The organism is Ottowia beijingensis (genome assembly GCF_013423955.1).
Taxonomy (GTDB): domain Bacteria; phylum Pseudomonadota; class Gammaproteobacteria; order Burkholderiales; family Burkholderiaceae_C; genus Ottowia; species Ottowia beijingensis.
This window is the reverse complement of the sequence record NZ_JACCKX010000001.1, coordinates 2702913-2728074: the sequence shown is the minus strand read 5'-3', so window position 1 is coordinate 2728074 and position 25162 is coordinate 2702913. Positions and strand designations below refer to the sequence as shown.

The following is a 25162-nucleotide window of genomic DNA, read 5'->3' as shown; positions in this document are numbered from 1 at the left end:
GGCATCGGTGTTTCAGCGCGCCGACGGCGGGCGCACCTGGGCCGGGATCGGCTCGGTGCCGGGTTCGTAGCGCGGGCGTGGCGTCGGGCGCGGCATGCCGAACGGGCCGCCGCCCCAGCCGGGCGAATACTCGCCATGGCCGGGGCGCGGGTAGCGGTGCGGCGGGCGCGGATAGGGCGCCACCGGCGCATAGGGCTGCACCACCACGATGTCGGCCGGCGGCGGCTGGCCGCAGGCCAGGGCGGCGTTGTGGCGCGCGGTGCGGATTTCCTCCTCGCTGGCCGAGAAGCTGCCGGCGCGGAAGGCCGCCTCGGCGCGCGCGGCGCGGCAGGCTTCGGAATCGGCCGGCGATGCGGGCGGGCGGGCCGCCTCCTGCACGCGGGCGGCGTCCAGGCGCTGCTGCTCGCGCTGCAGGGTCAGCTCTTCGCGCCGCAGGGCCTGCTCGCGCGCGGCGGCGGCGCTTTCGGCGTCGCGGCGCTGCTCTTCGGCTGTGCGCGGCGGCACCACCAGCTGGCCGCCCTGGCAGGGCTGGTCGGTGTACAGCGTCTTGCCGGTGGCCGGGTCGGTGCAGCGGATGGCCTGCGCGCTGGCCAGCAGTGGCAAGCTCAGCAGGGCGGCCAGCAGAACAGTGCGGTTCATGGGTTGCCTTTCGGATTCAGCGCGATGCAGGGGCATCGTAACTTCACTACAACGCCCGCGGCCCCCGGCACGCCGACGGGCGCCGGCGCCTGAGCGCGCGCGCCGCTGCCGTACCATCACGCCCCATGCCGCCCCGCATCCAGCACATGCTCCCTTTCCTGCGCTGGCCGCGCCCGTCGGCCGCCCTGCTGCGGGGCGAGGCGATGGCCGGCCTCACGGTCGGCCTGATGGTGATTCCGCAGGGCGTGGCCTATGCCCAGCTGGCGGGCATGCCGCTGGTGACGGGCATCTACGCCTCGATGCTGCCGGCGCTGGTGGCGGTGCTGTTCTCGGCCTCGGCGCGGCTGTCGGTGGGGCCGACGGCGCTGACCAGCCTGCTGATCTACGCCTCGCTCAGCCCGCTGGCCGCGCCGGCCAGCCCCGAGTGGGTGGAGCTGGCGGTGTGGCTGGCGCTGCTGTCGGGCGGGCTGCAGGTGGTGCTGGGCGCGGCGCGCTTCGGCTGGCTGCTGAATCTGGTGAATTCGCCGGTGCTGATGGCCTTCACGCAGGCGGCGGCGGTGCTCATCATCAGCTCGCAGCTGCCGGCGCTGCTGGGCTTTCGCGTCGGCTGGGCCGAGATGCTGAGCGCACCGTCCATCGACGCGCTGGCCGCCGCTTTCGGGCTGGCGGCGCTGGCGCTGCTGGTGCTGGCGCGGCGCTGGCGGCCGACCTTTCCCACGGTGCTGGTCATCGTGGTGGCGGCGGCGGCGCTGAGCTGGGCCCTGGGCCATGAGTCGCGCGGCGGCGCCGTGGTCGGGCCGCTGCCGGGCGGGCTGCCGGCGGCCTACATCCCCGGCTGGCCGGGCTGGCAGATGCTGGGTCAGCTGCTGCTGCCCACGCTGGTGATCACGCTGGTGAGCTTTCTGGAAACGGCCGCCAGCGCCAAGGTGGACAGCCAGCGCAAGGGCGAGCGCTGGGACCAGGACCAGGACCTGATAGGCCAGGGGCTGGCCAAGATCGCATCGGGCTTCTCGGGCGCGTTCGCCACCAGCTCGTCGTTCTCGCGCTCGGCGCTCAACCTGTACGCCGGCGCGCAAACCGGCTGGGCCACGGTGTTCTCGGTGGTGGTGGTGCTGGTGGCGCTGCTGGTGTTCACGCCGGTGCTGCGGCACGTGCCGCAGGCGGTGCTGGCGGCCATCGTGGTGGCGGCGGTGGTGGGGCTGCTGAAGCCGCGCGAGTTCGTGCGGCTGTGGCACATCTCGCGCGTCGAGGCGGTCATCGCCGCCATCACCTTCGGCATCACCATCGTCGCCGCGCCGGCGCTGTACTGGGGCGTGCTGTCGGGCGTGCTGATGGCACTGTCGTACTTTCTGTACCAGCGGCTGCACCCGCGCATCATCGAGGTCGGCCTGCACGCCGACGGCAGCCTGCGCGACCGCCAGCTGTGGGCGCTGCCAGCGCTGGCGCCGCACACCTACGCGCTGCGCATGGACGCGGGGCTGGACTTCGCCACCGCCAGCCAGTTCGAGCGCAACGTGACCGAGTACCTGACGGCGCACCCCCACACGCGCCACGTGTGCCTGTTCGCGCACGCCATCAACCGCATGGACGCCACCGGCGCCGAGGCCTTTGCGCGGCTGGTCAGCCAGCTGCACCAGCGGCGGGTGACGCTGCACCTGGCCGGCATGAAGCTGCCGGTGGAGAAGATGCTGCAGGCCGCCGGCACGCTGGTGCCGCACCCGCTGCTGCACACCTACCGCACCGACGCCGAGGCGCTGGCGGCGCTGCGGGCGATTGCCGACGAGCAGCGCGCCGAGCCGGCGGATCTGGCGGCGCTGGTGATCTGATCGGCAGATCAGGGAGTATGCGTGTCTTGCGCCCGACTGGCGGGCGCTGGGTGCTACATCAACAGGGAGTATGCAGTCACCAACGATGTGGGAGCGGGCTCGCCCGCGATGGCAGCGCATCCGCCACAGCAAGCGCTGCCTCGCGGGCAAGCCCGCTCCCACAGAACTGTCGGCCGATCAGCCGACAAGGGAAAACAGGGGAGTATGTGTGTTTTGCGCCTAACTGGCGGGCGCTGGCGGCCATCCTATGAGGGAGTATCTGCCTTCAAGCCCAGCCGGCGCTCAGGTATGCCCCACGATGCTCGCCGTCGCCATCAGCTCTTCCAGCAGCGCCAGCGACACTTTGCCCGACACGCTGTACGGGTCGAGCACGGCGCGCTCCGAATACTTCAGCAGCACGCTGGCGTTGACGCGGCTGGCATCCACCAGGCCCATGGTCCAGCCGCCGAAGCGGCGCTCCACGATTTCCTCGTAGTGCAGCAGCACCACGTCCTTGTGCCGCGCATCTCGCTGGATGGTGCCGTACAGGTCGCTCACGGCCTGGCGCCCGCCCTCCATGCCATGCATGAACACGCCGCCGCCATACACCAGGATGCCGGTGATGCCGCTTTCGTGGTTGTGCTGGCGGGCGGAGGTGAGGATGGCCTCGATGGCGGCGGGCGACGCGTCGACGGCGCGGCTGGCGTACAGAAGGCGAACTAGCATTTTCAAATCTCCACGGCGCCATGCGCCAGTCGAATCACGTCCAACGCCGAGAGCCAGCCGGCCGCGGAGCAGGCCACGCCAGCGAACGCCGTGGACGGACCTGCGCCGGCCACTGGCGTTGTCCCCCTGGAGGAAGGCGCGCAGCGACTCAGGGGTGTTTCATTTCCGGGGAATGAGCGACAGGAATTCGCGCCGCAGGTTGGCGTCCTTCAGGAACACGCCGCGCATGACCGAGTTGATCATCTTGCTGTCGAGGTCCTTCACGCCGCGCCAGGCCACGCAGTAGTGCGTCGCCTCCATCACGATGGCCAGGCCGTCGGGCTTGGTCTTGTTCTGGATCAGGTCGGCCAACTGCACCACCGCCTCTTCCTGGATCTGCGGGCGGCCCATGATCCATTCGGCCACGCGGGCGTACTTGGACAGGCCGATGACGTTGGTGTGCTCGTTGGGCAGCACGCCGATCCACAGCGTGCCGATGACCGGGCAGAAGTGGTGGCTGCAGGCCGAACGCACGGTGATGGGGCCGACGATCATCAGCTCGTTCAGCCGTTCGGCGTTGGGAAACTCGGTGATCGCCGGCGGCTTGACGTAGCGGCCCTTGAACACCTCATTGACATACATCTTGGCCACGCGCCGCGCCGTGTCCTTGGTGTTGTGGTCGCGCGCGGTGTCGATCACCAGGCTGTCGAGCACGCCTTCCATCTTCTGCGTGACTTCGTCGAGCAGCTTTTCCAGCTCGCCGGGTTCGATGAATTCCGAGATGTTGTCGTTGGCGTTGAAGCGCTTGCGCGCCGCCTGCAGACGCTCGCGAATCTTGACCGAGACGGGCGTGCCCTCGTCATCGGCCGCGCTCGGCGCCACGGGGAGATCAGGTTGAGGTTTCATGGGCGAAGCGATGGTATCAGCAAAGCATCCGAGTCGAATCGGTCCGTTGTCGCCGACCGCATTGCGCAGGCAGCTATTTTTATGTAGCACTCGCGCCGGGCAGGTTGAACTCGGCAATCAGCGGCAGATGGTCCGACATGCGGCTCCACACCCGGCCGCGTGGCGCCTGCAGGCTCAGCGGGCGCAGGCCGCGGGCATAGATGTGGTCGAGTTGCGCCACCGGCAGGCGCGAGGGGTAGGTCAGCGTGCGCGGACCTTCGAAGGCGTGCAGCGAATCCACGTTCAGCAAGGTTCGCACACGCGTGCCCCAGTCGTTGAAATCGCCCGCCACCACCAGCGGTGCACCCGGCGGCACCTCGCGGGCGATGTAGGCCTTGAGGCGCGCGGTCTGACGCACGCGGCTGGCTGGAATCAAGCCGAAATGCACCACGATGGCATGCACGCTGACACCGGCCACCAGCAGCTCGGCATGCAGCAGGCCGCGCTGCTCGAAGCGGTGGTCCGACACGTCCTCGTGCTTGCAGGCGATGATGGGCCAACGCGACAGCAGGGCGTTGCCATGCTCGCCGTGCTTGGTCACCGCGTTGGTGCGGTAGGCCGCCTCGTAGCCTTCGGGCGCCAGGAACTCGGCCTGCGGCAGCTCGGGCCAGCCGGTGAAGTAGCTGGCCTCCTTGCGGTTGGCGGCGCGCACCTCCTGCAGGCACACGATGTCGGCGTCCAGCGTCTCGATGGCCAGCGCCAGGTTGTGGATCTCCAGCCGGCGCGCCGGCCCCATGCCCTGCACGCCCTTGTGGATGTTGTAGGTGGCCACGCGCAGCACGTCGTGCGGGCCGAAGGTGGAATCCAGGCTCATGCGCACACCTCGGCCGCAAAGCGCGGCAGCAGCAGGCAGGCTTCGGCGTTCGAGGGCGAGAAGCAGCGGTCGGCCGCGGCGCGCCACGGAAGCCAGGCGAACTGCGTGTGCTCGCGCGGGTTCAGGCGCACCGCCACGCCCTCGGGTACGCACAGGCCGAACACGTGCTCGCGGTTGCGCGTCACGCCCGGTGCGTAGCGGTGACGCCAGCGCGGGTAGATGTCGTACACGTTCTCGATGGCCCAGTCGTGCAGGGTGCAAGCGGCATCGGCCGCGTCAATGCCGGTTTCCTCCAGCACCTCGCGCGCGGCGGTCTGCGCGAAGGGTTCATCGATATGGTCCTTGCTGCCGGTGACGGATTGCCAGTAGTCGGCCGCGGTGTCGGCGCGGCGGATCAGCAGCACATTCAGCGCGGCGGTGTGCACGACCACCAGCACCGATTCGGGAATCTTGAACGCCGGGGCAGCGGATGTGGTGGGCATGGCCGCGTCCACGTTCAGCCGCGCGACGGCGCCGCCCGCCTTCAGCCCAGCTGGCGCAGCACCCTGTTGACCAGGGGCTGCACGCGCCTGAACATCTGCCAGCCCGACCACACGCGCAGCCCCAGGTTCATGGCCGCACGCGGACGCACCAGTATGGCGCCCACCACGGCCGAGCCGGCCAGCAAGGCCAGCGCATGGCTCTTGCGCGCGCTTTGCACGCTGCGCACGCCGCCGCGCACGCGGTCGGTGGCATGGAAGACCGGGCGGAACACCGCCGTGCGCACCGCAATCTGCTCGCGCAACTGGGCCGAACGCAGGCGCAGCTGCTCGCGCCGCACGGCCAGGTCGACGGCGGGCTCGTCGCTCATGAGGCGCGCAGCCTTTCCTGGTCGCGCCGCAGTTCGTCGCGCGTGGCGCCGAACATGCGAAAGCCCTGCCTGGCCTTCTGCCAGGCCAGCAGCGCCAGCACGGCACCGCCACCGAGGAACAGCGTGGTGAACACGCCCAGCGCCAGCAGGCGCTGCGAATCCCACAGCAGCACGGTGAGGAAGATGGCCAGAAAGATCAGCCCGAAGCTGACGAACACCACCGCCAGCGCCCCCATCACCGCCATGCGGGCCAGGCGCGACAGCTCGTCGCGTGCCTCGACCGTGAACAGCTCGAAGCGGACCTGCGCCAGTTCGATGACGTCGGCAAACAGGCCGCGCACGCGCGCGGCGGTGCTGGCGTCGGCAGAGGGCAGGCTCATGACGGGATCAGGCGCAGTGGCGAGCGTTCGGAACAGGTCAACGGCGACCCAGCAGCACGCCGATCAGCAGGCCCAGCGCGGCGGCGGCGCCGATGGACGACCAGGGGTTGTCGTGCACGTATTCGTCGGTGTATTCGGCGGCCTGGCGGGCACGAGCGCGCAGGGCAGCATCGGCGTCGGCCAGCTTCTCGCGGGCCAGGTGCAGGTTTTCCTTGGCGCGGGCGCGCAGCTCGGTGATCTTGGTGTCGGTCTGGCCGGCCGTGGCGGCCAGCAGGTCTTCGGCATCGGACACCACGCGGCGCAGGTTGGCGACGAGTTGCTCTTTGGTTTCGGAGGCCGATTCGGCCAGGTCAGAGTAGGACATGGTGTTCTCCAGTGGATGAAAAATGATCGTAACAGAGGCCTTGGACCACCCGCGTAGGACGGCGCCGAAAGCACCCCATCCAGGCATGCGCGCAGTCCGAAGGCCGTGGAACAGGCCGGCCAGCGAACGCCGCGGACCGACCTGCGCCGGCCGCTGGCATTGCCCCCTTCGCGCGGCAAGAAGGGTGAAGCGGCGTCCGCCGCTCAGGGGATGTCACGCTACCGGATTGCGCAGGCGGATGTGCAGTTCGCGCAACTGCTTCTCGTCCACCGGGCTGGGCGCCTGCGTCAGCAGGCACTGCGCGCGCTGGGTCTTGGGGAAGGCGATGACGTCGCGGATCGACTCGGCCTTGGTCATCAGCGTGACCAGGCGGTCCAGCCCGAAGGCCAGCCCGCCGTGCGGCGGCGCGCCGTACTGCAGCGCATCCAGCAGGAAGCCGAACTTGGCCTGCGCTTCCTCGGGCCCGATCTTGAGCGCCGAGAACACCTTGCTCTGCACCTCGGCGCGGTGGATACGCACCGAGCCGCCGCCCAGCTCCCAGCCGTTGAGCACCATGTCGTAGGCCTTGGCCATGCACTTGCCGGGGTCGGAATCCATGTAGTCCTCGTGGCCATCCTTCGGGCTGGTGAAGGGGTGGTGCATGGCGTTCCAGCGGTTCTCGTCCTCGTCGAACTCGAACATCGGGAAGTCGACCACCCACAGCGGCGCCCAGCGGTCCTCGAACAGGCCGGCCTTCTTCGCAAACTCGCCGTGGCCGATCTTCAGGCGCAGCGCACCGATGGCGTCGTTGACCACCTTGGCCTTGTCGGCGCCGAAGAACAGGATGTCGCCGTTGGCCGCGCCGCTGCGCTTGAGGATTTCGGCAATCGCCGCATCGTGCAGGTTCTTGACGATGGGCGACTGCAGGCCGTCGCGGCCCTTGGCCACGTCGTTGACCTTGATCCACGCCAGGCCCTTGGCGCCGTAGATCTTGACGAACTCGGTGAAGCCGTCGATCTCGCCGCGGCTCATCTCGCTGCCGCCCGGCACGCGCAGCGCGACCACGCGGCCGCCCGGCGTGCTGGCCGGGCCGCTGAAGACCTTGAAGTCGACGTCGGCCATCAAGTCGGTCAGCTCGGTGAATTCGAGCTTGACGCGCAGATCGGGCTTGTCGGAGCCGAAGCGGTGCATGGCCTCGGCGAAGGGCATCACCGGGAACTCGCCCAGGTCCACGCCCAGCGCCTGCTGGAAGACGTGCGCGATCATGCGCTGGAACAGGTCGCGGATTTCCTGCTCGCCGAGGAACGAGGTCTCGATGTCGATCTGCGTGAACTCGGGCTGGCGGTCGGCGCGCAGGTCTTCGTCACGGAAGCACTTGGTGATCTGGTAGTAGCGGTCGTAGCCGGCCACCATCAGCAACTGCTTGAACAGCTGCGGCGACTGCGGCAGCGCGAAGAAGTGGCCGTCGTGCACGCGGCTGGGGACCAGGTAGTCGCGCGCGCCCTCGGGCGTGCTCTTGGTGAGCATGGGCGTCTCGATGTCGATGAAGCCGTGCTCGTCGAGGAACTTGCGCGCCTCCATGGCCACGCGGTAGCGCAGCATCAGGTTGTTCTGCATGTAGGGGCGGCGCAGGTCGAGCACGCGGTGCGTCAGGCGCGTGGTCTCGCTCAGGTTGTCGTCGTCGAGCTGGAACGGCGGCGTGACCGAGGCGTTGAGCACCGTCAGCTCGTGGCACAGCACCTCGATCTTGCCGCTCTTGAGGTTGTCGTTGGTGGTGCCCTCGGGCCGCGCGCGCACCAGGCCGGTGATCTGCACGCAGAACTCGTTGCGCAGGTCTTCGGCGATCTTGAACATCTCGGGGCGGTCGGGGTCGCACACCACCTGCACGTAGCCCTCGCGGTCGCGCAGGTCGACGAAGATCACGCCGCCGTGGTCGCGCCGGCGGTTGACCCAGCCGCACAGGGTCACGGTCTGGCCGGTCAGTGCCTCGGTGACGAGGCCGCAGTAATGGGAACGCATGGACATGGCTGGCTTTCGAAAAGAATGTTCAGGGTTCGGGCCGGGCGGCCGCGGCCTCCGGCAAGGTGGTGGCGGCATCAGGCGCCGCCGGGGGCGTTGCAGCGGGCGGATGCAGCGGCCCCGTGACACCCGGCACCTGGGGCGCGGGCACGGGATCGCCGGGGCGCGGCTCGCGCAGCGGCGGCACCACGACGCCCATGGAGATGATGTACTTGAGCGCCTCGTCGACCGACATCTTGAGCTCCACCACGTCGGCGCGCGGCACCATGAGGAAGAAGCCCGAAGTCGGGTTGGGCGTGGTCGGCACGTAGACGCTGATGTAGTCGCCGTCGAGATGGCGCGCCACCTCGCCGCCGGGCTTGCCGGTCAGGAAGGCGATGGTCCAGGCGCCCTGACGCGGGTACTGGATGAGCAGCGCCTTCGAGAACGCCTGCCCCGAGCCGGAGAACAGCGTGTCCGACACCTGCTTGACGCTGGAGTAGATGCTGCGCACCACCGGAATGCGGTGCATCAGCCGCTCCCACTGGCGCAGCCACCACTGGCCGAACATGTTGGCCACGAACAGGCCCGTGCTCACCACCACCACCGCCACCAGGATCACCCCCAGGCCGGGGATGCGGCGCAACTGGTCGGCCAGCGGCGTGAGGCCGGGCACCACCGCCTCGACCGCCGCCAGCACCCCCAGGAAGATGCTGTCCAGGATGCCGACCAGCCACAGCAGCACCCACACCGTGACGCCCACGGGCAACCACACCAGCAGGCCGGTGATGAAGTATTGCCGCAGGCGGGACATCATGGGATGGGGTGGTGCGACGCGGCGATCAGCTGCCGGCGCTGCCGCTGCCGGAGCTGCCGCCCGAGCCCGGCGCCGGGCTGGCCGCGGGGGCCGGCGCGGGCGCCGGGGCATCGGACTTGACGGCACCATCGGCCGCAGCGGCCGTGCCGGCGCCGGCACTGGCGCCCTTGCCGCCGTCGCGGAAGTCGGTGACGTACCAGCCCGAACCCTTGAGCTGGAAGCCCGCGGCCGTGAGCTGCTTGCTGAACGCGGATTCGCCGCAGGACGGGCACACCGTCAGCGGGGCGTCGGAGATCTTCTGCAGCACATCCTTGGCAAAGCCGCAGGATGCGCACTTGTACGCGTAGATGGGCATGGCGGGAGCATCCGGGAAAAAACCCTCAATTATAGGTGCCGCCCCTCGATTCGACGGCGCCCGGCCGCGCCCCTGCCCCCGCGTCAGACCGCGCTGCCGGCCGGGCTGCCTTCGTAATGGTGGGTGTGCCCCTTGTGGTCGGCCACGAACTGCGGCGCCAGCGAGCCGCCCACCATGCCGGTGATGGCCGCCAGCACGCCGGCCAGCTGCTGCGGGAAGGCTTCGTGCAGCATCGGGCTGGCCACCCACAGCAGCCACACGCCGAGGCCCATCACCACCGCCAGCAGCGCGCCCTGGGTGGTGGCGCGCTTCCAGTACACCCCGAACGCCAGCGGCACGAAGGCGCCGACCAGCGGCACCTGGTAGGCGCCGGCCACCAGTTCGTAGATGGACGAGCCCTCCATGGTGATGGAGTAGACCAGCACGCACACAGTGAACACCAGCACGCTGATGCGCATGGCCTTCAGCGTCTGCTGGTCGCTCATGCCGGGGCGCAGGTTGCGCAGGATGTTCTCGACGAAGGTGGTCGAAGGCGCCAGCATGGTGGCCGAGGCGGTGGACATGATGGCCGACAGCAGCGCGCCGAAGAAGGCCACCTGCAGCAGCACCGGCATGTGCTCCAGCACCAGCGTGGGCAGCACGCGCTGCGGGTCGTCGGCCAGCATGCCCTGGGTCTCGGGCAACACCATCAGCGCGGCCAGCACGATGAACATGGGCACGAAGGCGAACAGGATGTAGAGCGAGCCGCCGATGATGGGCCCGCGCACCGCGGTGTCCTCGTCCTTGGATGACATGACGCGCTGGAACACGTCCTGCTGCGGCACCGAGCCCAGCATCATGGTGATGGCGGCGCCGATGAAGAACAGCCACTCCTTCAGCCCGCCGGTGGGCAGGAACTGGAACTTGCCCTCGCGCGCCGCGTAGTCGATCACCTTGTCGGCGCCGCCGGCCATGCTGCTGGCGTACCAGGCAATGGCCAGCAGGCCGACGGTGATGACGATCATCTGTACGAAGTCGGTCAGCGCCACCGACCACATGCCGCCGTACAGTGTGTAGACCAGCACCACCAGCGTGCCGATGGTCATGCCCCAGGCCAGCGAGATGGCGCCCTGGCTGAGCAGGTTGAACACCAGCCCCAGCGCCGTCACCTGCGCGCCCACCCAGCCGAGGTAGCTGAAGATGATGATGATCGAACACAGCACCTCGATCAGCGTGCCGTAGCGCTGGCGGTAGTAGTCGCCGATGGTGATGATGTTGCGCCGGTACAGCTTGCGCGCGAAGAAGAAGCCCACCAGGATCAGGCACATGCCGGCGCCGAACGGGTCTTCGACGATGCCGCCCAGGTTCTCCTTGACGAACTGGCCGGGCACGCCCAGCACCGTCTCGGAGCCGAACCAGGTGGCGAAGGTGGTGGCGATGACCACCGCCAGCGGCAGGCTGCGGCCCGCCACGGCGTAGTCGGCCGTGTTCTTCACCCGCGTGGCGGCGTACAGGCCGATGGCGATCGACGCCATCAGGTACAGGACGATGAAGCTGATCAGCACGGCCTTCCCCTCCGCTGGTGTGGCTCGAAAAACGGCGGATTATCCCTGATCGCCCGCGGCGCGCGCCGTTGGGAGACAGGCGGCGGCCAAGTGTTGGATAAATCAAAAAAGAGCTTCTGGCGCTTTTCCATCAAGGGTTTCAGGTTCATTTCAACCTGAAAACCTTTGCGGACGAGCGCAAGCAGCTACGATTTTGATTGCGGCCCTGGTGGCTAGAACAGCCGCACGCGCACCACGATCTGCATCACGATCAGCCCCAGCGCGAAGCCGATGCCGCCGTAGACGATCTTCTGCAGCAGGCTGTTGGTGCGCTGCTGCTCGCGCACCAGCTCGCGCAGCTCCTGCCGCAGATCGTCCATCGGCCGCTGCTGCAGGTAGCCGTGCAGCAGGCGCGGCAGGTCGGGCAGCATCTTGGCGTAATACGGCGCCTGGTCCTTCAGTTCGGTCCAGAAGCGGCGCGGGCCGATCTGCTCGAGCATCCACTTCTCTAAAAACGGCTTGGCCGTGGACCACAGGTCCAGGTCGGGGTCGAGCTGGCGGCCCAGGCCTTCCACGTTCAGCAGCGTCTTCTGCAGCAGCACCAGTTGCGGCTGGATGACGACGTTGAAGCGGCGCGAGATCTGGAACAGCCGCAGCAGCACCATGCCGAGCGAGATGTCCTTCAGCGGCCGGTCGAAGTACGGCTCGCACACGCTGCGGATGCCGGCCTCCAGCTCGTCGATGCGCGTGTCGGCCGGCACCCAGCCGCTTTCGACGTGCAGCTCGGCCACGCGCTTGTAATCGCGGCGGAAGAAGGCGGCGAAGTTCTGCGCCAGGTATTCCTTGTCGACCTGCGTCAGCGTGCCGACGATGCCGAAGTCCACCGAGATGTAGCGCCCGAAGGTGGCCGGCTCCACGCTGACCATGATGTTGCCCGGGTGCATGTCGGCATGGAAGAAGCCGTCGCGGAACACCTGGGTGAAGAAGATGGTGACGCCGTCGCGCGCCAGCTTGGGGATGTCGACGCCGGCGGCGCGCAGGCGCTCGATCTGGTTGACGGGCACGCCCTTCATGCGCTCCATCACCAGCACCTCGGGGCGGATCATGTCCCAGAACATCTCGGGGATCAGCACCAGCCCCACGTCGGCCATGTTGCGCCGCAGCTGCGCGGCGCTGGCGGCCTCGCGCACCAGGTCCAGCTCGTCGTGCAGGTACTTGTCGAACTCGGCCGCCACCTCGCGCGGCTTCAGGCGCCGGCCATCGGGCGCCAGGCGTTCCACCCAGCCGGCCATCATGCGGATCAGCGCCAGATCCTGGTCGATCACCTTCAGCATGCCGGGGCGCAGCACCTTGACGGCGACTTCGCGCTCGCGGCCGTGCTTGTCGGTGGTGATGGCGAAGTGCACCTGCGCGATCGAGGCGCTGGCCACCGGCGCGCGGTCGAAGCTGGTGAACAGCGCGTCGATCGGCTGGCCGAAGGCGCGCTCGATGATCACCACCGCCTCGTCGCCGGGAAAGGGCGGCACGCGGTCCTGCAGCAGCGCCAGTTCGTCGGCGATGTCGGCCGGCAGCAGATCGCGCCGGGTCGACAGCACCTGGCCGAACTTGACGAAGATGGGGCCCAGGCGCTCCAGCGCCTCGCGCAGGCGCTGCCCGCGCGGGGCCGACAGGTCGCGCCCGATGGAAGCGATGCGCGCGATCAGCCGCAACCACGGATGGCGGAAGCTGGTCAGCACCAGCTCGTCCAGCCCGTAGCGCAGGGCCACCCACACGATGGTGGTGGCGCGCAGAAAACGCCTCATGAACCGGCCTTGTCCTGACCGGGCAGCTTGCCGACGAAGTTGCGCAGGGCCTGCGCCATGCCGCGGCCGATGTTGGCGATGGTGTGGGCCGGCGCGTCACCGATGAAACGCGACAGGTCTTCCTCGGCGTCCCAGCGCACGTGCTCGATCAGCCAGTTCACCTCGCCGGCGAACTGCACGTCGCCCTCGATGCGCACGCCGGGCTTGTCGCCCTTGAGGGCGTTCTTCGCCAGGTCGAACGGCGAGGTGTCGGTGACGGTGAGCAGCAGGTCGGGCGTGGCCGCCGGTGCCAGCTCCCACAGCCCGGCCGGCGTGGCCGCCAGCTGCATGCTGAAATCGCGCCACTGCAGGCGCACCACGCGCCCTTTCTGGCGCGCCAGACGCGCCTGCGCCTCGGGCTCCTGCATCAGCACGTGGTTCAGGAACAGCACCAGGCGCTGCTGCGCCTCGTCGACCAGCCAGGTGGGGGCCTTGAGGTTCTCGGTGAGCTTGCCGAGGGCGTCGGCCAGCATGGAAAAGGGGGACTGTGTTGCCATGGTGTCCGATTATTGATGACAAATGACCGCGCTTCGCGCGCTGACGTCGCCGCCACGCGGCGTCAATGACAAAGGAAAAGGCCCGCGATCAGCGGGCCTTTGTGATCATGGCGCGCAGCGCCGTCATCGATGCCGCGCAGCGGCAAGGTCATGCCGGGCCGGCAGGCCCGGCGGTCATTGCAGCGCCTGCACCCCGGCCACCAGCCAGCCGCCACGGCCGCTGCGCGGCTTGGTCATGTTCCAGACCTCGCGGAACGGGCTCGGGCCGGCGGAGGGCTCTTCGCGGATCATGCCGCTGAACTCGACGCTGGCCATGTAGGCGTCATCCAGTTCCTCGATGCCCAGCAGCTGCGCCTCCAGCATCACCACGTCGGTCTTGTTGACCTGGCCCGGCGTGGCGGTGCGCTCGCGCTCGGCCAACTGCGACTGGATCTCGGTCAGCATGTCGTCGGTCATCATGGCGCGCAGGGCCGGGATGTCGGAGCGGTCCCAGGCGTCCTGCAGGGTGATGAAGTTGCGCTTGGCGGCCTCGGTGAAGCCGGCGATGTCGAAGTCGGCCGGCACGCCCCAGCTTTGCGAGCCGCTCAGGGCCGAGCCGATCATCGAGCCGCCCGCTGCACCGGCGGCGCCGGCGTCGAACTGCGCCGCCTGGCCTTCCCAGGGGCGGGCCGAGGCGTCGTTGCCGACCTTGGTGGGGTTGTACTGGCGCGGCGTGACCGGGTTGGCCGCACCGGCGCCCTGATAAGCCAGCCCCTGGCCCTGGGCGCCCGCACGCGAGCGGCGGATCATGCCGATGACGGCCAGGATCACCACGCCCAGCAGCATGAACAGCAGGAAGTTGGCGAACGCCGGGCCCAGGCCGAGCGAATGCGCCAGCCAAGCCAGGCCCAGGCCGGCGGCCAGGCCACCGACCATGGCGCCCCAGGGCTTGCGCGCGGCGGCGCCAGCGGCTGCGGTGCCGGCGCCAGCCGCGCCCGCGGTGGCGGCCGATTGCGACGGGTTGCCCGGTGCCGCGGCGGGCGGCGTGGCCTGGCGCTGCGTCACATTGCTGGACTGGCGGCCCATGGATTTGCCGCCACCCAAGCGCCGCGCCTCGGCATCGAACGTGAACACGCCGACCAACACGACTGCGAGCAGCAGCGTGAAGAGACGCGAAGCAATGTGACTCAGTTTCATCCGACGAAATCTCCTGTGATCAATAAAGGTTGGACTGGACCAGACGATTTATAAGGCCTAACTGCATTTGAGGCCAACATGAAGCGCTACAACCCCCGCCGTCATGTTGTGGAAATCGACATGGCCGAAGCCGTTGGACTTCATCAGCGCTTTTAGTTCCTGCTGATTGGGGTGCATGCGGATGGATTCGGCCAGGTAGCGGTAGCTCTCGGCGTCGCCGGCCACCAGGCTGCCCAGGCGCGGCAGCACCTTGAAGGAATACAGGTCGTAGGCCTTGCGCAGCGGCCCGGCGACCTGCGAGAACTCCAGCACCAGCAGCTTGCCGCCGGGCTTCAGCACGCGGGCCATTTCGCGCAGGGCGGCGTCCTTGTGGGTCATGTTGCGCAGGCCGAAGGCGACGCTGACGGCGTCGAAGTGGCCGTCCGGGAACGGCAGCTTCTCGGCGTCGCACACGGTGGTGGGCAGGATCACGCCGGCATCCAGCAGGCGGTCGCGCCCGGTGCGCAGCATGGCTTCGTTGATGTCGGTGTGCACCACCTGGCCGGTGCGGCCCACCTTCTTGCTGAAGGCCAGCGCCAGATCGCCCGTGCCGCCGGCGATGTCGAGCACGCGCTGGCCCTCGCGCAGGTTCGCCACCATCACGGTGTAGGCCTTCCAGGCGCGGTGCAGCCCGCCCGACATGAGGTCGTTCATCAGGTCGTACTTGCCGGCGACCGAATCGAACACGCCACGCACGCGGCGCGCCTTGTCCTGCTCGTCGACCGACTGGTAACCGAAATGCGTGGTGGCCATGGTGGTGTGAATCCTCAGGTGCCCGGAAATATCAGTGAAAAACGGCTTTTGCGCTGATGCAGAAAGCGCTGACAGCTATCAAAACATGAGTAACCGGCGCAGCGGTCAATGCGCCCCGCAGGCACCGCCGGCCTTGGGCGCCATGAGCGCGTCGCGGTCCACGCCGGCGGCGGCCAGGCGCTCTTCGTACTGCTGCCACAGCTGCTGCTGCTGCGCGCCCAGGTGGTACAGGTAGTCCCAGGTGAAGATGCCGCTGTCGTGCCCGTCCGAGAAGGTGGGTTGCACGGCGTAGTTGCCCACCGGCGCGATGGCGGTGATGCCGACCTCGCGCTTGCCGGTCTGCAGCACCTCCTGCCCCGGGCCGTGGCCCTGTACCTCGGCCGAGGGCGAATAGATGCGCAGCAGCTCGAACGGGATGCTGAAGTGCGCGCCGTCGGGCCAGGCCAGCTCCAGCACGCGCGACTTGGCGTGCACGGTCAGGTTCTGGGGCGGGGGTGCAGCGGTGCAGACGTGGTCATGGCAATCAAGCGGAAGACAAGCGCCCGATTGTGCCCGCACCCCGTGCCCGCGCCGCCAGCGGCGTCCTACGTGCCCCTGCGCAGCGCACAGTTATAGTGGCTGCCGCCATGAACACCCCTGCCCTGCAACGCGCCGTCTTCCTTCTGCTGCTGGCGGGCAGCACGCTGGCGTTTCTGTGGGTGCTGACGCCGTTCTTCGGCGCCGTGTTCTGGGCCATCGCCCTGGCGATGCTGTTCAACCCGCTGTTCCAGCGCCTGCGCCGGCGCCTGGGCGGGCGCGCCAACCTGGCGGCGCTGCTCACGCTGCTGATCGCGCTGGTGATCGTGATCCTGCCCATGATCATGGTGGCCGGCTCGCTGGTGGACGACATGACCTCCATCGTGCAGCGCATGCGCGCGGGCGACATCAACCTGCGCACCTATTTCAACCAGATCGTGGCGGCGCTGCCGGGCTGGGCCACGGCCTGGCTGGAGCGGCTGGGCTTTCTCAACCTCGAAAGCGTCATCGACCGCATCTCCAGCGGCCTGCTGCAGGGCGGCCAGCTGGTGGCCACGCGTGCGCTGGCCATCGGGCAGAACACCTTCCAGTTCCTGGTGCAGTTCGCGGTGATGCTGTATCTGCTGTTCTTTCTGCTGCGCGACGGCATGCCGCTGGCGCGGCTGCTGCGCACCTCGGCACCGCTGGCGCCAGGCCACACGCGCTACCTGCTGCAGAAGTTCGCCACCGTGGTGCGCGCCACCGTCAAGGGCAACGTGGTGGTGGCCGTGGTGCAGGGCGCGCTGGGCGGCCTGGCGCTGTGGGCGCTGGGCATTGGCGGCGCGGTGTTCTGGGGCGTGGTGATGGCGTTCCTGTCGCTGCTGCCGGCCGTGGGCGCGGCGCTGGTGTGGGCGCCCGTGGCCATCTACCTGCTGGCCACCGGCGCGGTGTGGCAAGGCGTGGCGCTGATCGTCTGGGGCGTGGTGGTGATCGGCCTGTCGGACAACGTGCTGCGCCCCATCCTGGTGGGCAAGGACACCAAGCTGCCCGACTACGTGGTGCTCATCACCACGCTGGGCGGCATGTCGCTGTTCGGCATCAACGGCTTCGTCATCGGCCCCACCATCGCCGCCATGTTCATGGCCTGCTGGGCACTGTTCCAGAGCGGCGACGAGATTCCGCCGGATGACGACGAGGACGAGGACGATGAGGACGGGTTGAATGACGGCGCAGGCCGCCGCGTGGTGCACGCGGCGCCGATGACCATGCCGGGGCCGCTCGCGCCGCCGGCCGTGGCGCCCGCCGCCGAGCCGCCGCCGCGCGACACCGGCCCCGACACCGTGCCGCTGGACCGCCCGGCGGACGAACGGCCAGCCTGAGCATGGCGGCGCACGCGCCGTCGGCCGCCATTAGAAGAAAACAAGGGGAGTATGCGCCGTTTGCGCCCGATTGACGGGCGCTGTCAGCTGGATATAGGGGGTATGCACCCCTTGATGCCGACGTCGCCCCGCCCGGCGCCCGTCTACACCAGCACGCGCTCGATGCCGCCCGCGTTGGCCCGGTCCACGTACTCGCGCATCCAGTTCTCGCCCAGGATGCTGCGCGCCATCTCGATGACGATGTAGTCGGCCTCCAGCAGGCCGTTGCTCAGATCGTCCTGATAGCGGCTCAGGCCCTGCAGGCAGCTGGGGCAGCTGGTGAGGATCTTCACGTTCTGCTGCTCGCCCACCGCGCCCGAGGCGCGCAGTTCGGCCTCGCCCTTGCGGATTTCCTCTTCCTTGCGGAAGCGCACCTGGGTCGACACATCGGGCCGCGTCACGCCCAGCGTGCCGCTTTCGCCGCAGCAGCGGTTGCTCTTCAGCACCTGGTCGCCCAGCAGCGCCTTCACGGTCTTGGTCGAATCCTGCAGCTTCATCGGGTTGTGGCAGGGCTCGTGGTACAGGTAGGCGCCGCGGTCGGCCTCGGGCAGGGTGATGCCTTTTTCGAGCAGGTATTCGTGGATGTCGATGATCCGGCTGCCCGGGAAGATGCTCTCGAAATCGTAGCCCGCAATCTGGTCGTAGCAGGTGCCGCAGCTCACCACCACCGTCTTGATGTCGAGGTAGTTGAGCGTCGTCGCCACGCGGTGGAACAGCACGCGGTTGTCGGTGATCATCTTCTCGGCCGTGTCGAACTGGCCGCTGCCACGCTGCGGATAGCCGCAGCACACGTAGCCCGGCGGCAGCACGGTCTGCACGCCTGCATGCCACAGCATGGCCTGCGTGGCCAGGCCGACCTGGCTGAACAGGCGCTCGGAGCCGCAGCCGGGGAAGTAGAACACCGCCTCGCTGTCGACCGTGGTGGCCTTGGGGTTGCGGATCACCGGCACGTAGGCGCGGTCCTCGATGTCGAGCAGCGCGCGCGCCGTCTTGGTCGGCAGGCCGCCCGGCAGCTTCTTGTTGACGAAGTGGATCACCTCTTCGCGCAGCGGCGGCTTGCCCACGGTGGCGGGTGGGTGCTTCGTCTGGTGGCGGCCGGCCACCTTGAACAGGTCCACCGCTGCGCGCTGCGCCGTGAAGGCGGCGGTCAGCCCCAGCTTGGTGGCGTTGATGACCGCCGGCTCGGTGGCGTTGAGGAAGAACATGCTGGCCGCCTTGCCGGGGCGGAAGCTCTGCTTGCCCATCTTGCGCAGCAGGTTGCGCATGTTCATGGTCACGTCGCCGAAGTCGATGTTGACCGGGCACGGCGCCAGGCACTTGTGGCACACGGTGCAGTGGTCGGCCACGTCCTCGAACTCCTGCCAGTGCTTCAGGCTCACGCCGCGGCGCGTCTGCTCCTCGTACAGGAAGGCCTCGACCAGCAGCGAGGTGGCCAGGATCTTGTTGCGCGGGCTGTACAGCAGGTTGGCGCGCGGCACGTGTGTGCTGCAGTCGGGCTTGCACTTGCCGCAGCGCAGGCAGTCCTTGATCGAATCGGCAATGGCGCCGATGTCGCTCTGCTGCATGATGATCGACTCGTGCCCCATCAGCCCGAAGCTGGGCGTGTAGGCGTTGCTCAGATCCGAGCGCAGGCGGCGCCCAGGGTGCGCGGGCAGCTCCTTGTTTCGCAGCAGCTTTCCGCGGTTGAAGCGCCCTTCGGGGTCGACGCGCTGCTTGTAGTCGGCGAACGGGGCAATCTCCTCGTCGGTCAGGTATTCGAGCTTGGTGATGCCGATGCCGTGCTCGCCGCTGATGACGCCATCCAGGCTGCGCGCCAGCACCATCACGCGGTCCACCGCCTCGTGCGCGGTCTGCAGCATCTGGTAGTTGTCGCTGTGCACGGGGATGTTGGTGTGCACGTTGCCGTCGCCGGCGTGCATGTGCAGGGCGATCCACACGCGGCCTTTCAGCACGCGCTGCTGCACCTCGCCCAGCGCCTTCATCAGCGGCTCGAAGCCGCTGCCGGTGAAGATGTCGGCCAGCGGCTCGCGGATCTGCGTCTTCCAGCTGGCGCGCAGGCTGTGGTCCTGCAGCTGCGGGAACAGCGTGTCGATGTCGCGCAACCAGCCCTGCCACAACGTGCGTACTTCGCGGATCACGTCCAGCGCCAGCGGCACCTTGTCGCCCAGCAGCTCGGGCGAGCCCAGCACCGAGCCGTCCGGCGCCTGCGCCAGCGGCAGGTTGCCGCGCGCCAGGAAGGCCTCCAGCTCGTCGGCGGTCTCGATCTTGTTGCGCAGCGACAGCTCGATGTTGATGCGCTCGATGCCATCGGTGTATTCGGCCATGCGCGGCAGCGGAATCACCACGTCCTCGTTGATCTTGAAGGCGTTGGTGTGGCGGCTGATGGCTGCCGTGCGCTTGCGGTCGGCCCAGAACTTCTTGCGCGCGCCGGCGTCGACGGCGATGAAGCCCTCGCCGCTGCGGCTGTTGGCGATGCGCACCACCTCGCTGGTGGCGCGCGCCACGGCGTCGGGGTCGTCGCCGGCGATGTCGCCGATCAGCACCATCTTGGGCAGGCCGCCGCGTTTGCTCTTGGTGCTGTAGCCCACGGCGCGCAGGTAGCGGTCGTCCAGGTGCTCCAGCCCGGCCAGCAGCGTGCCGCTGCGCGCTGCTTCAGCGAACATGAAGTCCTTGATCTCGACGATGCTGGGCACCGCGTCCTTGGCGTGGCCGAAGAACTCCAGGCACACGGTGCGCGTGTGCTCGGGCATGCGGTGCAGCACCCAGCGCGCGCTGGTGATCAGGCCGTCGCAGCCCTCCTTCTGCACGCCCGGCAGGCCGGCCAGGAACTTGTCGGTCACGTCCTTGCCCAGGCCGGCCTTGCGGAAGGTGGCGCCGGGAATGTCGAGGCGTTCGCGGCGCAGTTCCCTCTTGCCGCTGGCGTCGAAGTACTTCAGCTCGAAGCTGGCCAGCTCGGCGTCGTGGATCTTGCCCAGGTTGTGGCCGATGCGGGTGACTTCCAGCCACTCGGCATCCGGCGTCACCATGCGCCAGCTCACCAGGTTGTCCAGCGCGGTGCCCCACAGCACGGCCTTCTTGCCGCCGGCGTTCATGGCGATGTTGCCGCCGATGCAGCTGGCCTCGGCACTGGTCGGGTCGCAGGCGAACACCAGGCCCGCGGCCTCGGCCGCGTCGGCCACGCGCTGGGTCACCACGCCGGCCTCGGTGTGGATGGTGGGCACCTCGCCGTCCACGCCGGGGATGGGCATGCGCTCCACCTGGCCCAGGGTGATCAGCTTCTCGGTGTTGATGACGGCCGTCTTCCAGTCCAGCGGAATGGCGCCGCCGGTGTAGCCGGTGCCGCCGCCGCGCGGGATGATGGTCAGGCCCAGCTCGATGCAGCCCTTGACCAGGCCGGCCATCTCTTCCTCGGTGTCGGGCGTCAGCACCACCAGCGGAAACTCGACGCGCCAGTCGGTGGCGTCGGTCACGTGGCTGACGCGGCTCAGGCCGTCGAACTTGATGTTGTCCTTGTGCGTGTGCCTGCCCAGTGCCTTGGCGGTGCGGCGGCGCAGCTCGGCCACTTTGCCGAACGAGCGGTCGAAGGCCTCGACCACGCGGCGCGCGGCCACCAGCAGCTCGGCCACCATGGCGTCACGCCCGGCGTCGTCGTCAGGGGTGCGGCGCTTCTCGACCTCGGCCAGGCGGTGGTTCAGCGCCTCCACCAGCATGCGCTGGCGGCGCGGATTGTCCAGCAGGTCGTCCTGCAGATACGGGTTGCGGCGCACCACCCAGATGTCGCCCAGCACCTCGTACAGCATGCGCGCCGAGCGGCCGGTGTGGCGCTCGCCGCGCAGCTGGTTCAGGATGTCCCAGGCGCGCTCGCCCATCAGCCGCAGCACGATCTCGCGGTCGGAGAAGCTGGTGTAGTTGTAGGGAATCTCGCGCAGGCGCGGTGCCGTGTCGGCACTGGCCATGAGTTGATTGAGCGTGGCGGGAGCGTTCATGCGGGCATCCGTGACGAATCCGGGGGATTGCGGCCCAGCTCGGAATGGGCGATGGCACAGGCTGTCCGGCTGGCCCGCGATTTTACTGCGCTGCAGCATTCTGGCTGCTGGCGCGGCAAAGCACGCACGCCCAACCCGGTCATGCCGCCGCCCGGCCTGCTGCCGCCTGCACGGCCTCGCGCCGGCCAACGGGTAATCCCTGAGCCCGCCCGGTCGTCAAAGCCGTGGCGCGCACGCAAAATGACGGAAACATGACATTGCGGTGTCACACTCGCCCGCCAAGCTGCGTGCTGCACTTTTTCAAACCCAGAGGGAACCCCATGACCATCCGACGTTTTGCCCTGGCCGCCACCTCCGTGGCCGCGTTCACCGCCCTGCCCGCCCACGCCCAGACCGAAATCCAGTGGTGGCACTCCATGGGCGGCGCCCTGGGCGAATGGGTGAACGACCTGGCCAAGGAGTTCAACGCCAGCCAGAGCGCGTACAAGGTCACGCCCACCTTCAAGGGCAGCTACGACGAGTCGATGACCGCCGCCATCGCCGCCTTCCGCGCCGGCAACGCGCCGCACATCCTGCAGGTGTTCGAAGTGGGCACCGCCACCATGATGGCCAGCAAGGGCGCCATCAAGCCCGTGGGCGAGGTGATGAAGCAGGCCGGCGTGCCGTTCGATCCCAAGGCCTACGTGCCCGCCGTGGCCGGCTACTACACCGCGCCCAACGGCCAGATGCTGAGCTTCCCGTTCAACAGTTCCACGCCGGTATTCCACTACAACAAGGACGCCTTCAAGGCCGCCGGCCTCGACCCCGAGAAGCCGCCAACCACCTGGCCCGAAGTGGCCAGCGCCGCCGCCAAGCTGAAGGCCAGCGGCCACAAGTGCCCGTTCACCACCAGCTGGATCAGCTGGACGCAGCTGGAGAGCTTCAGCGCCTGGCACAACGTGCTGTTCTCGACGCTGAACAACGGCTTCGGCGGCACCGGCACGCGCCTGGCCATCAACACGCCGCTGCACGTGCGCCACATCGAGAACCTGGGCAACATGGCCAAGCAGGGCCTGTTCGTCTACAAGGGGCGCGGCAACGCGGCCGATGCCACCTTCGTGTCGGGCGAATGCGCCATGACCACCGGCTCGTCGGCGCTGTACGGCAACGTCACGCGCAACGGCAAGTTCGCCTACGGCATCGGCACCCTGCCCTACTACCCCGACGTGCCGGGCGCACCGCAGAACACCGTCATCGGCGGCGCCAGCCTGTGGGCCATGGCCGGCAAGAAGCCGGATGAATACAAGGGCATCGGCCAGTTCTTCGCCTTCCTGAGCCAGCCCGAGGTGGCGGCCAAGAGCCACCAGCGCACCGGCTACCTGCCGGTCACCCTGAAGTCGTTCGAGCTGACCGACCAGTCGGGCTTCTACAAGAAGAACCCCGGCACGGATGTGAGCGTGACGCAGATGATCCGCAAGACCACCGACAAGTCGCGCGGCGTGCGCCTGGGCAACTTCGTGCAGATCCGCACCATCGTCGACGAGGAGCTGGAAGGCGTGTGGGGCGGCAAGAAGAGCGCCAAGGAAGCCCTCGACGCCGCCGTCAAGCGCGGCAACGAGCAGTTGGAGCGCTTCCAGAAAGCCAACCGCGGCTGACCGGCGCCCTGCAAGACAGTGCGGTCCGCGCCCACCCGGCGGGCGGGGCCGCTGAGCTTCTCGATGCAGGAGCGGCGTAAGCCGCGAAGGGCGCTCCTCTGGGCCAGCACTGCCTTCGCGGCTTCCGCCGCTCCTACAAAGATAGCTGCCTGCGCATACCAGACGGCAATTTCAAGCACAATTTGCTTGAAAACCTTATGAACACTGCGCAAGCCGCTATCATTTTTCAGAAGATCGCCTACCCACCCGCTGCGCAAGGCCCGCCGCCCCCATAATCGCCCGCCATGGAAAAGCGCGTCCGCTTCAAGTCTGCCTGGCTGCCGTGGCTGCTGGTGGCGCCGCAGTTGGCCATCGTCATCGTGTTCTTCTTCTGGCCGGCGGGGCAGGCCATCTACCAGAGCTTTCTGCGCGAGGACGCCTTCGGCACCAGCACCGAGTTCGTCGGGCTGGAGAACTTCACGCAGCTGTTCAACGACCCCTCCTACCTCGCCTCGTTCAAGACCACGCTGATCTTCTCGGTGCTGGTGGCGGTGCTGGGGCTGAGCATTTCGCTGGTGCTGGCGGTGATGGCCGACCGCGTCATCAAGGGTGCCACCGGCTACAAGACCCTGCTGATCTGGCCCTACGCCGTGGCGCCCGCCGTGGCCGGCGTGCTGTGGCTGTTCATGTTCGCGCCCTCCATCGGCGTGGTGGCCTGGGGCCTGCGGCAGATCGGCTTCAACTGGAACCACCTGCTGGACGGCACGCACGCCATGGCGCTGATCGTGATGGCGGCGGTGTGGAAGCAGATTTCGTACAACTTCCTGTTCTTCCTGGCCGGCCTGCAGTCGGTGCCCAGGAGCCTGATCGAGGCCGCCGCCATCGACGGCGCCGGGCCGTGGCGCCGCTTCTGGAGCGTGCAGTTCCCGCTGCTGTCGCCCACCACCTTCTTCCTGCTGGTGATGAACGTCATCTACGCCTTCTTCGACACCTTCGGCATCGTCGACGCGGCCACGCACGGCGGGCCGGGCAAGGACACGGCCATCCTGGTCTACAAGGTCTACTTCGACGGCTTCAAGGGGCTGGACCTGGGCGGCTCAGCCGCGCAGTCGGTGGTGCTGATGGCCATCGTCATCCTGCTGACGGTGGTGCAGTTCCGCTACATCGAAAGAAGGGTGCAGTACCAATGAGGCTCCAGCGCACAGCCCGGTCTGGCCCCCTCTCCCGCCCGCGGGAGAGGGCTGGGGTGAGGGCCGGCTGTCCTCGGCGCGCCGTCGCCGTGTTGAGTCGAGGCCATCCGGAGCCCGCCCGTGATTGAAAACCGCCCCGGCACCACCTTCATCGCCCATGCCGTGCTGCTGCTCGGGGTGCTGGCGGTGGGCTTTCCGGTCTACCTGGCCTTCATCGCCTCCACGCAGACCTCGGCCGAGATCGTGCAGAACGTGCCCATGTCGATGCTGCCCGGCCAGCACATGATCGACACCTACCGGCTGGCCCTGTTCGGCGGCGAGACCAGCTACGGCAGCCGCATTCCGCCGGCCGGGCGCATGCTGTGGGTGAGCTTCGTCACCGCCATGGTCATCGCCGTCGGCAAGATCGCCATCTCCATGCTGTCGGCCTTTGCGGTGGTGTACTTCCGCTTCCCCTTCCGTGGCCTGGTGTTCTGGATGATCTTCATCACCCTGATGCTGCCGGTGGAAGTGCGCATCCTGCCCACCTACAAGGTGGTGGCCGACCTGAACCTGCTGAACACCTACACCGGCCTCACGCTGCCGCTCATCGCCTCGGCCACCGCCACCTTCCTGTTCCGCCAGTTCTTCCTGACGGTGCCCGACGAGCTGGCCGAGGCCGCCCGCATCGACGGTGCCGGCCCGCTGCGCTTCTTCAAGGATGTGCTGCTGCCGCTGTCCAAGACCAGCATGGCGGCGTTGTTCGTGATCCAGTTCATCTACGGCTGGAACCAGTACCTGTGGCCGCTGCTGATGACCACCAGCGAGGACATGTACCCGGTGGTGATGGGCATCAAGCGCATGTTCGCCGGTGGCGACGCGGCCAACGAGTGGAACGTCATCATGGCCACCGCCATCCTGGCCATGATCCCGCCGGCGCTGGTGGTGGTGCTGATGCAGAAGTGGTTCGTCAAGGGCTTGGTGGACACCGAGAAATGAAC

Annotated in this window: 23 protein-coding genes; 5 read left to right on the top strand and 18 right to left on the bottom strand. The window is 68.3% G+C overall.

Features of this window, described 5'->3' with window-relative positions; genetic code table 11:
* Nucleotides 1–12: 12 nt before the first annotated feature.
* On the bottom strand, nucleotides 13–639 hold the full coding sequence (locus H0I39_RS13700; RefSeq protein WP_180550879.1) for a DUF4124 domain-containing protein: 627 nt from the start codon (nucleotides 637–639) through the stop codon (nucleotides 13–15).
* Between the two features lie 125 nt (nucleotides 640–764).
* Here H0I39_RS13700 and H0I39_RS13695 point away from each other — a divergent pair, with 125 nt between their 5' ends.
* On the top strand, nucleotides 765–2465 hold the full coding sequence (locus H0I39_RS13695) for a SulP family inorganic anion transporter (RefSeq protein WP_180550878.1): 1701 nt from the start codon (nucleotides 765–767) through the stop codon (nucleotides 2463–2465).
* A 282-nt stretch (nucleotides 2466–2747) separates the two neighbouring features.
* Here the strand turns inward: H0I39_RS13695 and H0I39_RS13690 are convergent, their stop codons facing one another.
* The 16 genes from H0I39_RS13690 to H0I39_RS13615 form a co-directional block, all read right to left on the bottom strand.
* Entirely contained in the window at nucleotides 2748–3170 is a 423-nt protein-coding gene (locus H0I39_RS13690; protein ID WP_180550877.1) for a BLUF domain-containing protein, read from the bottom strand.
* A 159-nt stretch (nucleotides 3171–3329) separates the two neighbouring features.
* Nucleotides 3330–4055 carry a GTP cyclohydrolase I gene (gene folE / locus H0I39_RS13685; protein WP_180550876.1) on the bottom strand — a complete coding sequence of 242 codons (726 nt, stop codon included), beginning with the start codon at nucleotides 4053–4055 and terminating at the stop codon, nucleotides 3330–3332.
* Between the two features lie 79 nt (nucleotides 4056–4134).
* Nucleotides 4135–4908 (bottom strand): endonuclease/exonuclease/phosphatase family protein, encoded by a 774-nt coding sequence (locus H0I39_RS13680; RefSeq protein WP_180550875.1) that lies wholly within the window; start codon nucleotides 4906–4908, stop codon nucleotides 4135–4137.
* Nucleotides 4905–5390 (bottom strand): dihydroneopterin triphosphate diphosphatase, encoded by a 486-nt coding sequence (gene nudB / locus H0I39_RS13675; protein WP_180550874.1) that lies wholly within the window; start codon nucleotides 5388–5390, stop codon nucleotides 4905–4907. The genes H0I39_RS13680 and nudB overlap by 4 nt, the downstream gene beginning before the upstream one ends.
* Before the next feature lie 41 nt (nucleotides 5391–5431).
* A complete protein-coding gene (locus H0I39_RS13670) occupies nucleotides 5432–5758 on the bottom strand; it encodes a YqjK family protein (RefSeq protein ID WP_180550873.1) in 327 nt (108 codons plus the stop codon).
* Complete coding sequence (locus H0I39_RS13665; RefSeq protein ID WP_180550872.1) at nucleotides 5755–6138, bottom strand: phage holin family protein; 384 nt, start codon at nucleotides 6136–6138, stop codon at nucleotides 5755–5757. The genes H0I39_RS13670 and H0I39_RS13665 overlap by 4 nt, the downstream gene beginning before the upstream one ends.
* Nucleotides 6139–6175: 37 nt before the next feature.
* The gene (locus H0I39_RS13660) at nucleotides 6176–6502 is read right to left on the bottom strand and encodes an ElaB/YgaM/YqjD family protein (protein ID WP_180550871.1); all 327 of its coding nucleotides are present in this window, start codon (nucleotides 6500–6502) and stop codon (nucleotides 6176–6178) included.
* A 213-nt stretch (nucleotides 6503–6715) separates the two neighbouring features.
* A complete protein-coding gene (aspS, locus tag H0I39_RS13655; RefSeq protein WP_180550870.1) occupies nucleotides 6716–8506 on the bottom strand; it encodes an aspartate--tRNA ligase in 1791 nt (596 codons plus the stop codon).
* A gap of 22 nt (nucleotides 8507–8528) precedes the next feature.
* Complete coding sequence (locus H0I39_RS13650; RefSeq protein WP_180550869.1) at nucleotides 8529–9296, bottom strand: DUF502 domain-containing protein; 768 nt, start codon at nucleotides 9294–9296, stop codon at nucleotides 8529–8531.
* 25 nt (nucleotides 9297–9321) lie between these two features.
* On the bottom strand, nucleotides 9322–9651 hold the full coding sequence (locus H0I39_RS13645) for an FmdB family zinc ribbon protein (RefSeq protein ID WP_180550868.1): 330 nt from the start codon (nucleotides 9649–9651) through the stop codon (nucleotides 9322–9324).
* 83 nt (nucleotides 9652–9734) lie between these two features.
* Nucleotides 9735–11195, bottom strand: coding sequence for a high affinity choline transporter 1 (locus H0I39_RS13640; protein ID WP_180550867.1), 1461 nt, complete (start codon nucleotides 11193–11195; stop codon nucleotides 9735–9737).
* A 212-nt stretch (nucleotides 11196–11407) separates the two neighbouring features.
* On the bottom strand, nucleotides 11408–12976 hold the full coding sequence (gene ubiB / locus H0I39_RS13635; protein WP_180550866.1) for a ubiquinone biosynthesis regulatory protein kinase UbiB: 1569 nt from the start codon (nucleotides 12974–12976) through the stop codon (nucleotides 11408–11410).
* Entirely contained in the window at nucleotides 12973–13512 is a 540-nt protein-coding gene (locus tag H0I39_RS13630; RefSeq protein ID WP_180550865.1) for a ubiquinone biosynthesis accessory factor UbiJ, read from the bottom strand. Before H0I39_RS13630 ends, ubiB begins: the two co-directional genes overlap by 4 nt.
* Before the next feature lie 174 nt (nucleotides 13513–13686).
* A complete protein-coding gene (locus tag H0I39_RS13625; RefSeq protein WP_180550864.1) occupies nucleotides 13687–14688 on the bottom strand; it encodes a Tim44 domain-containing protein in 1002 nt (333 codons plus the stop codon).
* Between the two features lie 57 nt (nucleotides 14689–14745).
* On the bottom strand, nucleotides 14746–15480 hold the full coding sequence (gene ubiE / locus H0I39_RS13620) for a bifunctional demethylmenaquinone methyltransferase/2-methoxy-6-polyprenyl-1,4-benzoquinol methylase UbiE (protein WP_180550863.1): 735 nt from the start codon (nucleotides 15478–15480) through the stop codon (nucleotides 14746–14748).
* A 105-nt stretch (nucleotides 15481–15585) separates the two neighbouring features.
* Nucleotides 15586–15954 (bottom strand): gamma-butyrobetaine hydroxylase family protein, encoded by a 369-nt coding sequence (locus tag H0I39_RS13615; protein ID WP_373368304.1) that lies wholly within the window; start codon nucleotides 15952–15954, stop codon nucleotides 15586–15588.
* A gap of 152 nt (nucleotides 15955–16106) precedes the next feature.
* Here H0I39_RS13615 and H0I39_RS13610 point away from each other — a divergent pair, with 152 nt between their 5' ends.
* Complete coding sequence (locus tag H0I39_RS13610; RefSeq protein WP_257645794.1) at nucleotides 16107–17354, top strand: AI-2E family transporter; 1248 nt, start codon at nucleotides 16107–16109, stop codon at nucleotides 17352–17354.
* Nucleotides 17355–17497: 143 nt separating this feature from the next.
* On the opposite strand, the gene H0I39_RS13605 is transcribed toward H0I39_RS13610, so the two are convergent.
* Complete coding sequence (locus H0I39_RS13605) at nucleotides 17498–21379, bottom strand: DUF3683 domain-containing protein (protein ID WP_180550861.1); 3882 nt, start codon at nucleotides 21377–21379, stop codon at nucleotides 17498–17500.
* A gap of 320 nt (nucleotides 21380–21699) precedes the next feature.
* Between H0I39_RS13605 and ugpB the strand changes: the two genes are divergently transcribed.
* From ugpB to ugpE, 3 genes are all read left to right on the top strand, one after another.
* The gene (ugpB, locus tag H0I39_RS13600; RefSeq protein ID WP_180550860.1) at nucleotides 21700–23013 is read left to right on the top strand and encodes a sn-glycerol-3-phosphate ABC transporter substrate-binding protein UgpB; all 1314 of its coding nucleotides are present in this window, start codon (nucleotides 21700–21702) and stop codon (nucleotides 23011–23013) included.
* Between the two features lie 284 nt (nucleotides 23014–23297).
* Nucleotides 23298–24182 (top strand): sn-glycerol-3-phosphate ABC transporter permease UgpA, encoded by an 885-nt coding sequence (ugpA, locus tag H0I39_RS13595; RefSeq protein ID WP_180550859.1) that lies wholly within the window; start codon nucleotides 23298–23300, stop codon nucleotides 24180–24182.
* Between the two features lie 120 nt (nucleotides 24183–24302).
* Nucleotides 24303–25160, top strand: coding sequence for a sn-glycerol-3-phosphate ABC transporter permease UgpE (ugpE, locus tag H0I39_RS13590; protein WP_180550858.1), 858 nt, complete (start codon nucleotides 24303–24305; stop codon nucleotides 25158–25160).
* Nucleotides 25161–25162: the final 2 nt, after the last annotated feature.

What these genes read in the sequence shown, in the direction of transcription:
- H0I39_RS13700 (WP_180550879.1), bottom strand. Translation starts at nt 639, where the DNA reads ATGAACCGCACTGTTCTGCTGGCCGCCCTGCTGAGCTTGCCACTGCTG.
- H0I39_RS13695 (WP_180550878.1), top strand. Translation starts at nt 765, where the DNA reads ATGCCGCCCCGCATCCAGCACATGCTCCCTTTCCTGCGCTGGCCGCGC.
- H0I39_RS13690 (WP_180550877.1), bottom strand. Translation starts at nt 3,170, where the DNA reads ATGCTAGTTCGCCTTCTGTACGCCAGCCGCGCCGTCGACGCGTCGCCC.
- folE (WP_180550876.1), bottom strand. Translation starts at nt 4,055, where the DNA reads ATGAAACCTCAACCTGATCTCCCCGTGGCGCCGAGCGCGGCCGATGAC.
- H0I39_RS13680 (WP_180550875.1), bottom strand. Translation starts at nt 4,908, where the DNA reads ATGAGCCTGGATTCCACCTTCGGCCCGCACGACGTGCTGCGCGTGGCC.
- nudB (WP_180550874.1), bottom strand. Translation starts at nt 5,390, where the DNA reads ATGCCCACCACATCCGCTGCCCCGGCGTTCAAGATTCCCGAATCGGTG.
- H0I39_RS13670 (WP_180550873.1), bottom strand. Translation starts at nt 5,758, where the DNA reads ATGAGCGACGAGCCCGCCGTCGACCTGGCCGTGCGGCGCGAGCAGCTG.
- H0I39_RS13665 (WP_180550872.1), bottom strand. Translation starts at nt 6,138, where the DNA reads ATGAGCCTGCCCTCTGCCGACGCCAGCACCGCCGCGCGCGTGCGCGGC.
- H0I39_RS13660 (WP_180550871.1), bottom strand. Translation starts at nt 6,502, where the DNA reads ATGTCCTACTCTGACCTGGCCGAATCGGCCTCCGAAACCAAAGAGCAA.
- aspS (WP_180550870.1), bottom strand. Translation starts at nt 8,506, where the DNA reads ATGTCCATGCGTTCCCATTACTGCGGCCTCGTCACCGAGGCACTGACC.
- H0I39_RS13650 (WP_180550869.1), bottom strand. Translation starts at nt 9,296, where the DNA reads ATGATGTCCCGCCTGCGGCAATACTTCATCACCGGCCTGCTGGTGTGG.
- H0I39_RS13645 (WP_180550868.1), bottom strand. Translation starts at nt 9,651, where the DNA reads ATGCCCATCTACGCGTACAAGTGCGCATCCTGCGGCTTTGCCAAGGAT.
- ubiB (WP_180550866.1), bottom strand. Translation starts at nt 12,976, where the DNA reads ATGAGGCGTTTTCTGCGCGCCACCACCATCGTGTGGGTGGCCCTGCGC.
- H0I39_RS13630 (WP_180550865.1), bottom strand. Translation starts at nt 13,512, where the DNA reads ATGGCAACACAGTCCCCCTTTTCCATGCTGGCCGACGCCCTCGGCAAG.
- H0I39_RS13625 (WP_180550864.1), bottom strand. Translation starts at nt 14,688, where the DNA reads ATGAAACTGAGTCACATTGCTTCGCGTCTCTTCACGCTGCTGCTCGCA.
- ubiE (WP_180550863.1), bottom strand. Translation starts at nt 15,480, where the DNA reads ATGGCCACCACGCATTTCGGTTACCAGTCGGTCGACGAGCAGGACAAG.
- H0I39_RS13610 (WP_257645794.1), top strand. Translation starts at nt 16,107, where the DNA reads ATGAACACCCCTGCCCTGCAACGCGCCGTCTTCCTTCTGCTGCTGGCG.
- H0I39_RS13605 (WP_180550861.1), bottom strand. Translation starts at nt 21,379, where the DNA reads ATGAACGCTCCCGCCACGCTCAATCAACTCATGGCCAGTGCCGACACG.
- ugpB (WP_180550860.1), top strand. Translation starts at nt 21,700, where the DNA reads ATGACCATCCGACGTTTTGCCCTGGCCGCCACCTCCGTGGCCGCGTTC.
- ugpA (WP_180550859.1), top strand. Translation starts at nt 23,298, where the DNA reads ATGGAAAAGCGCGTCCGCTTCAAGTCTGCCTGGCTGCCGTGGCTGCTG.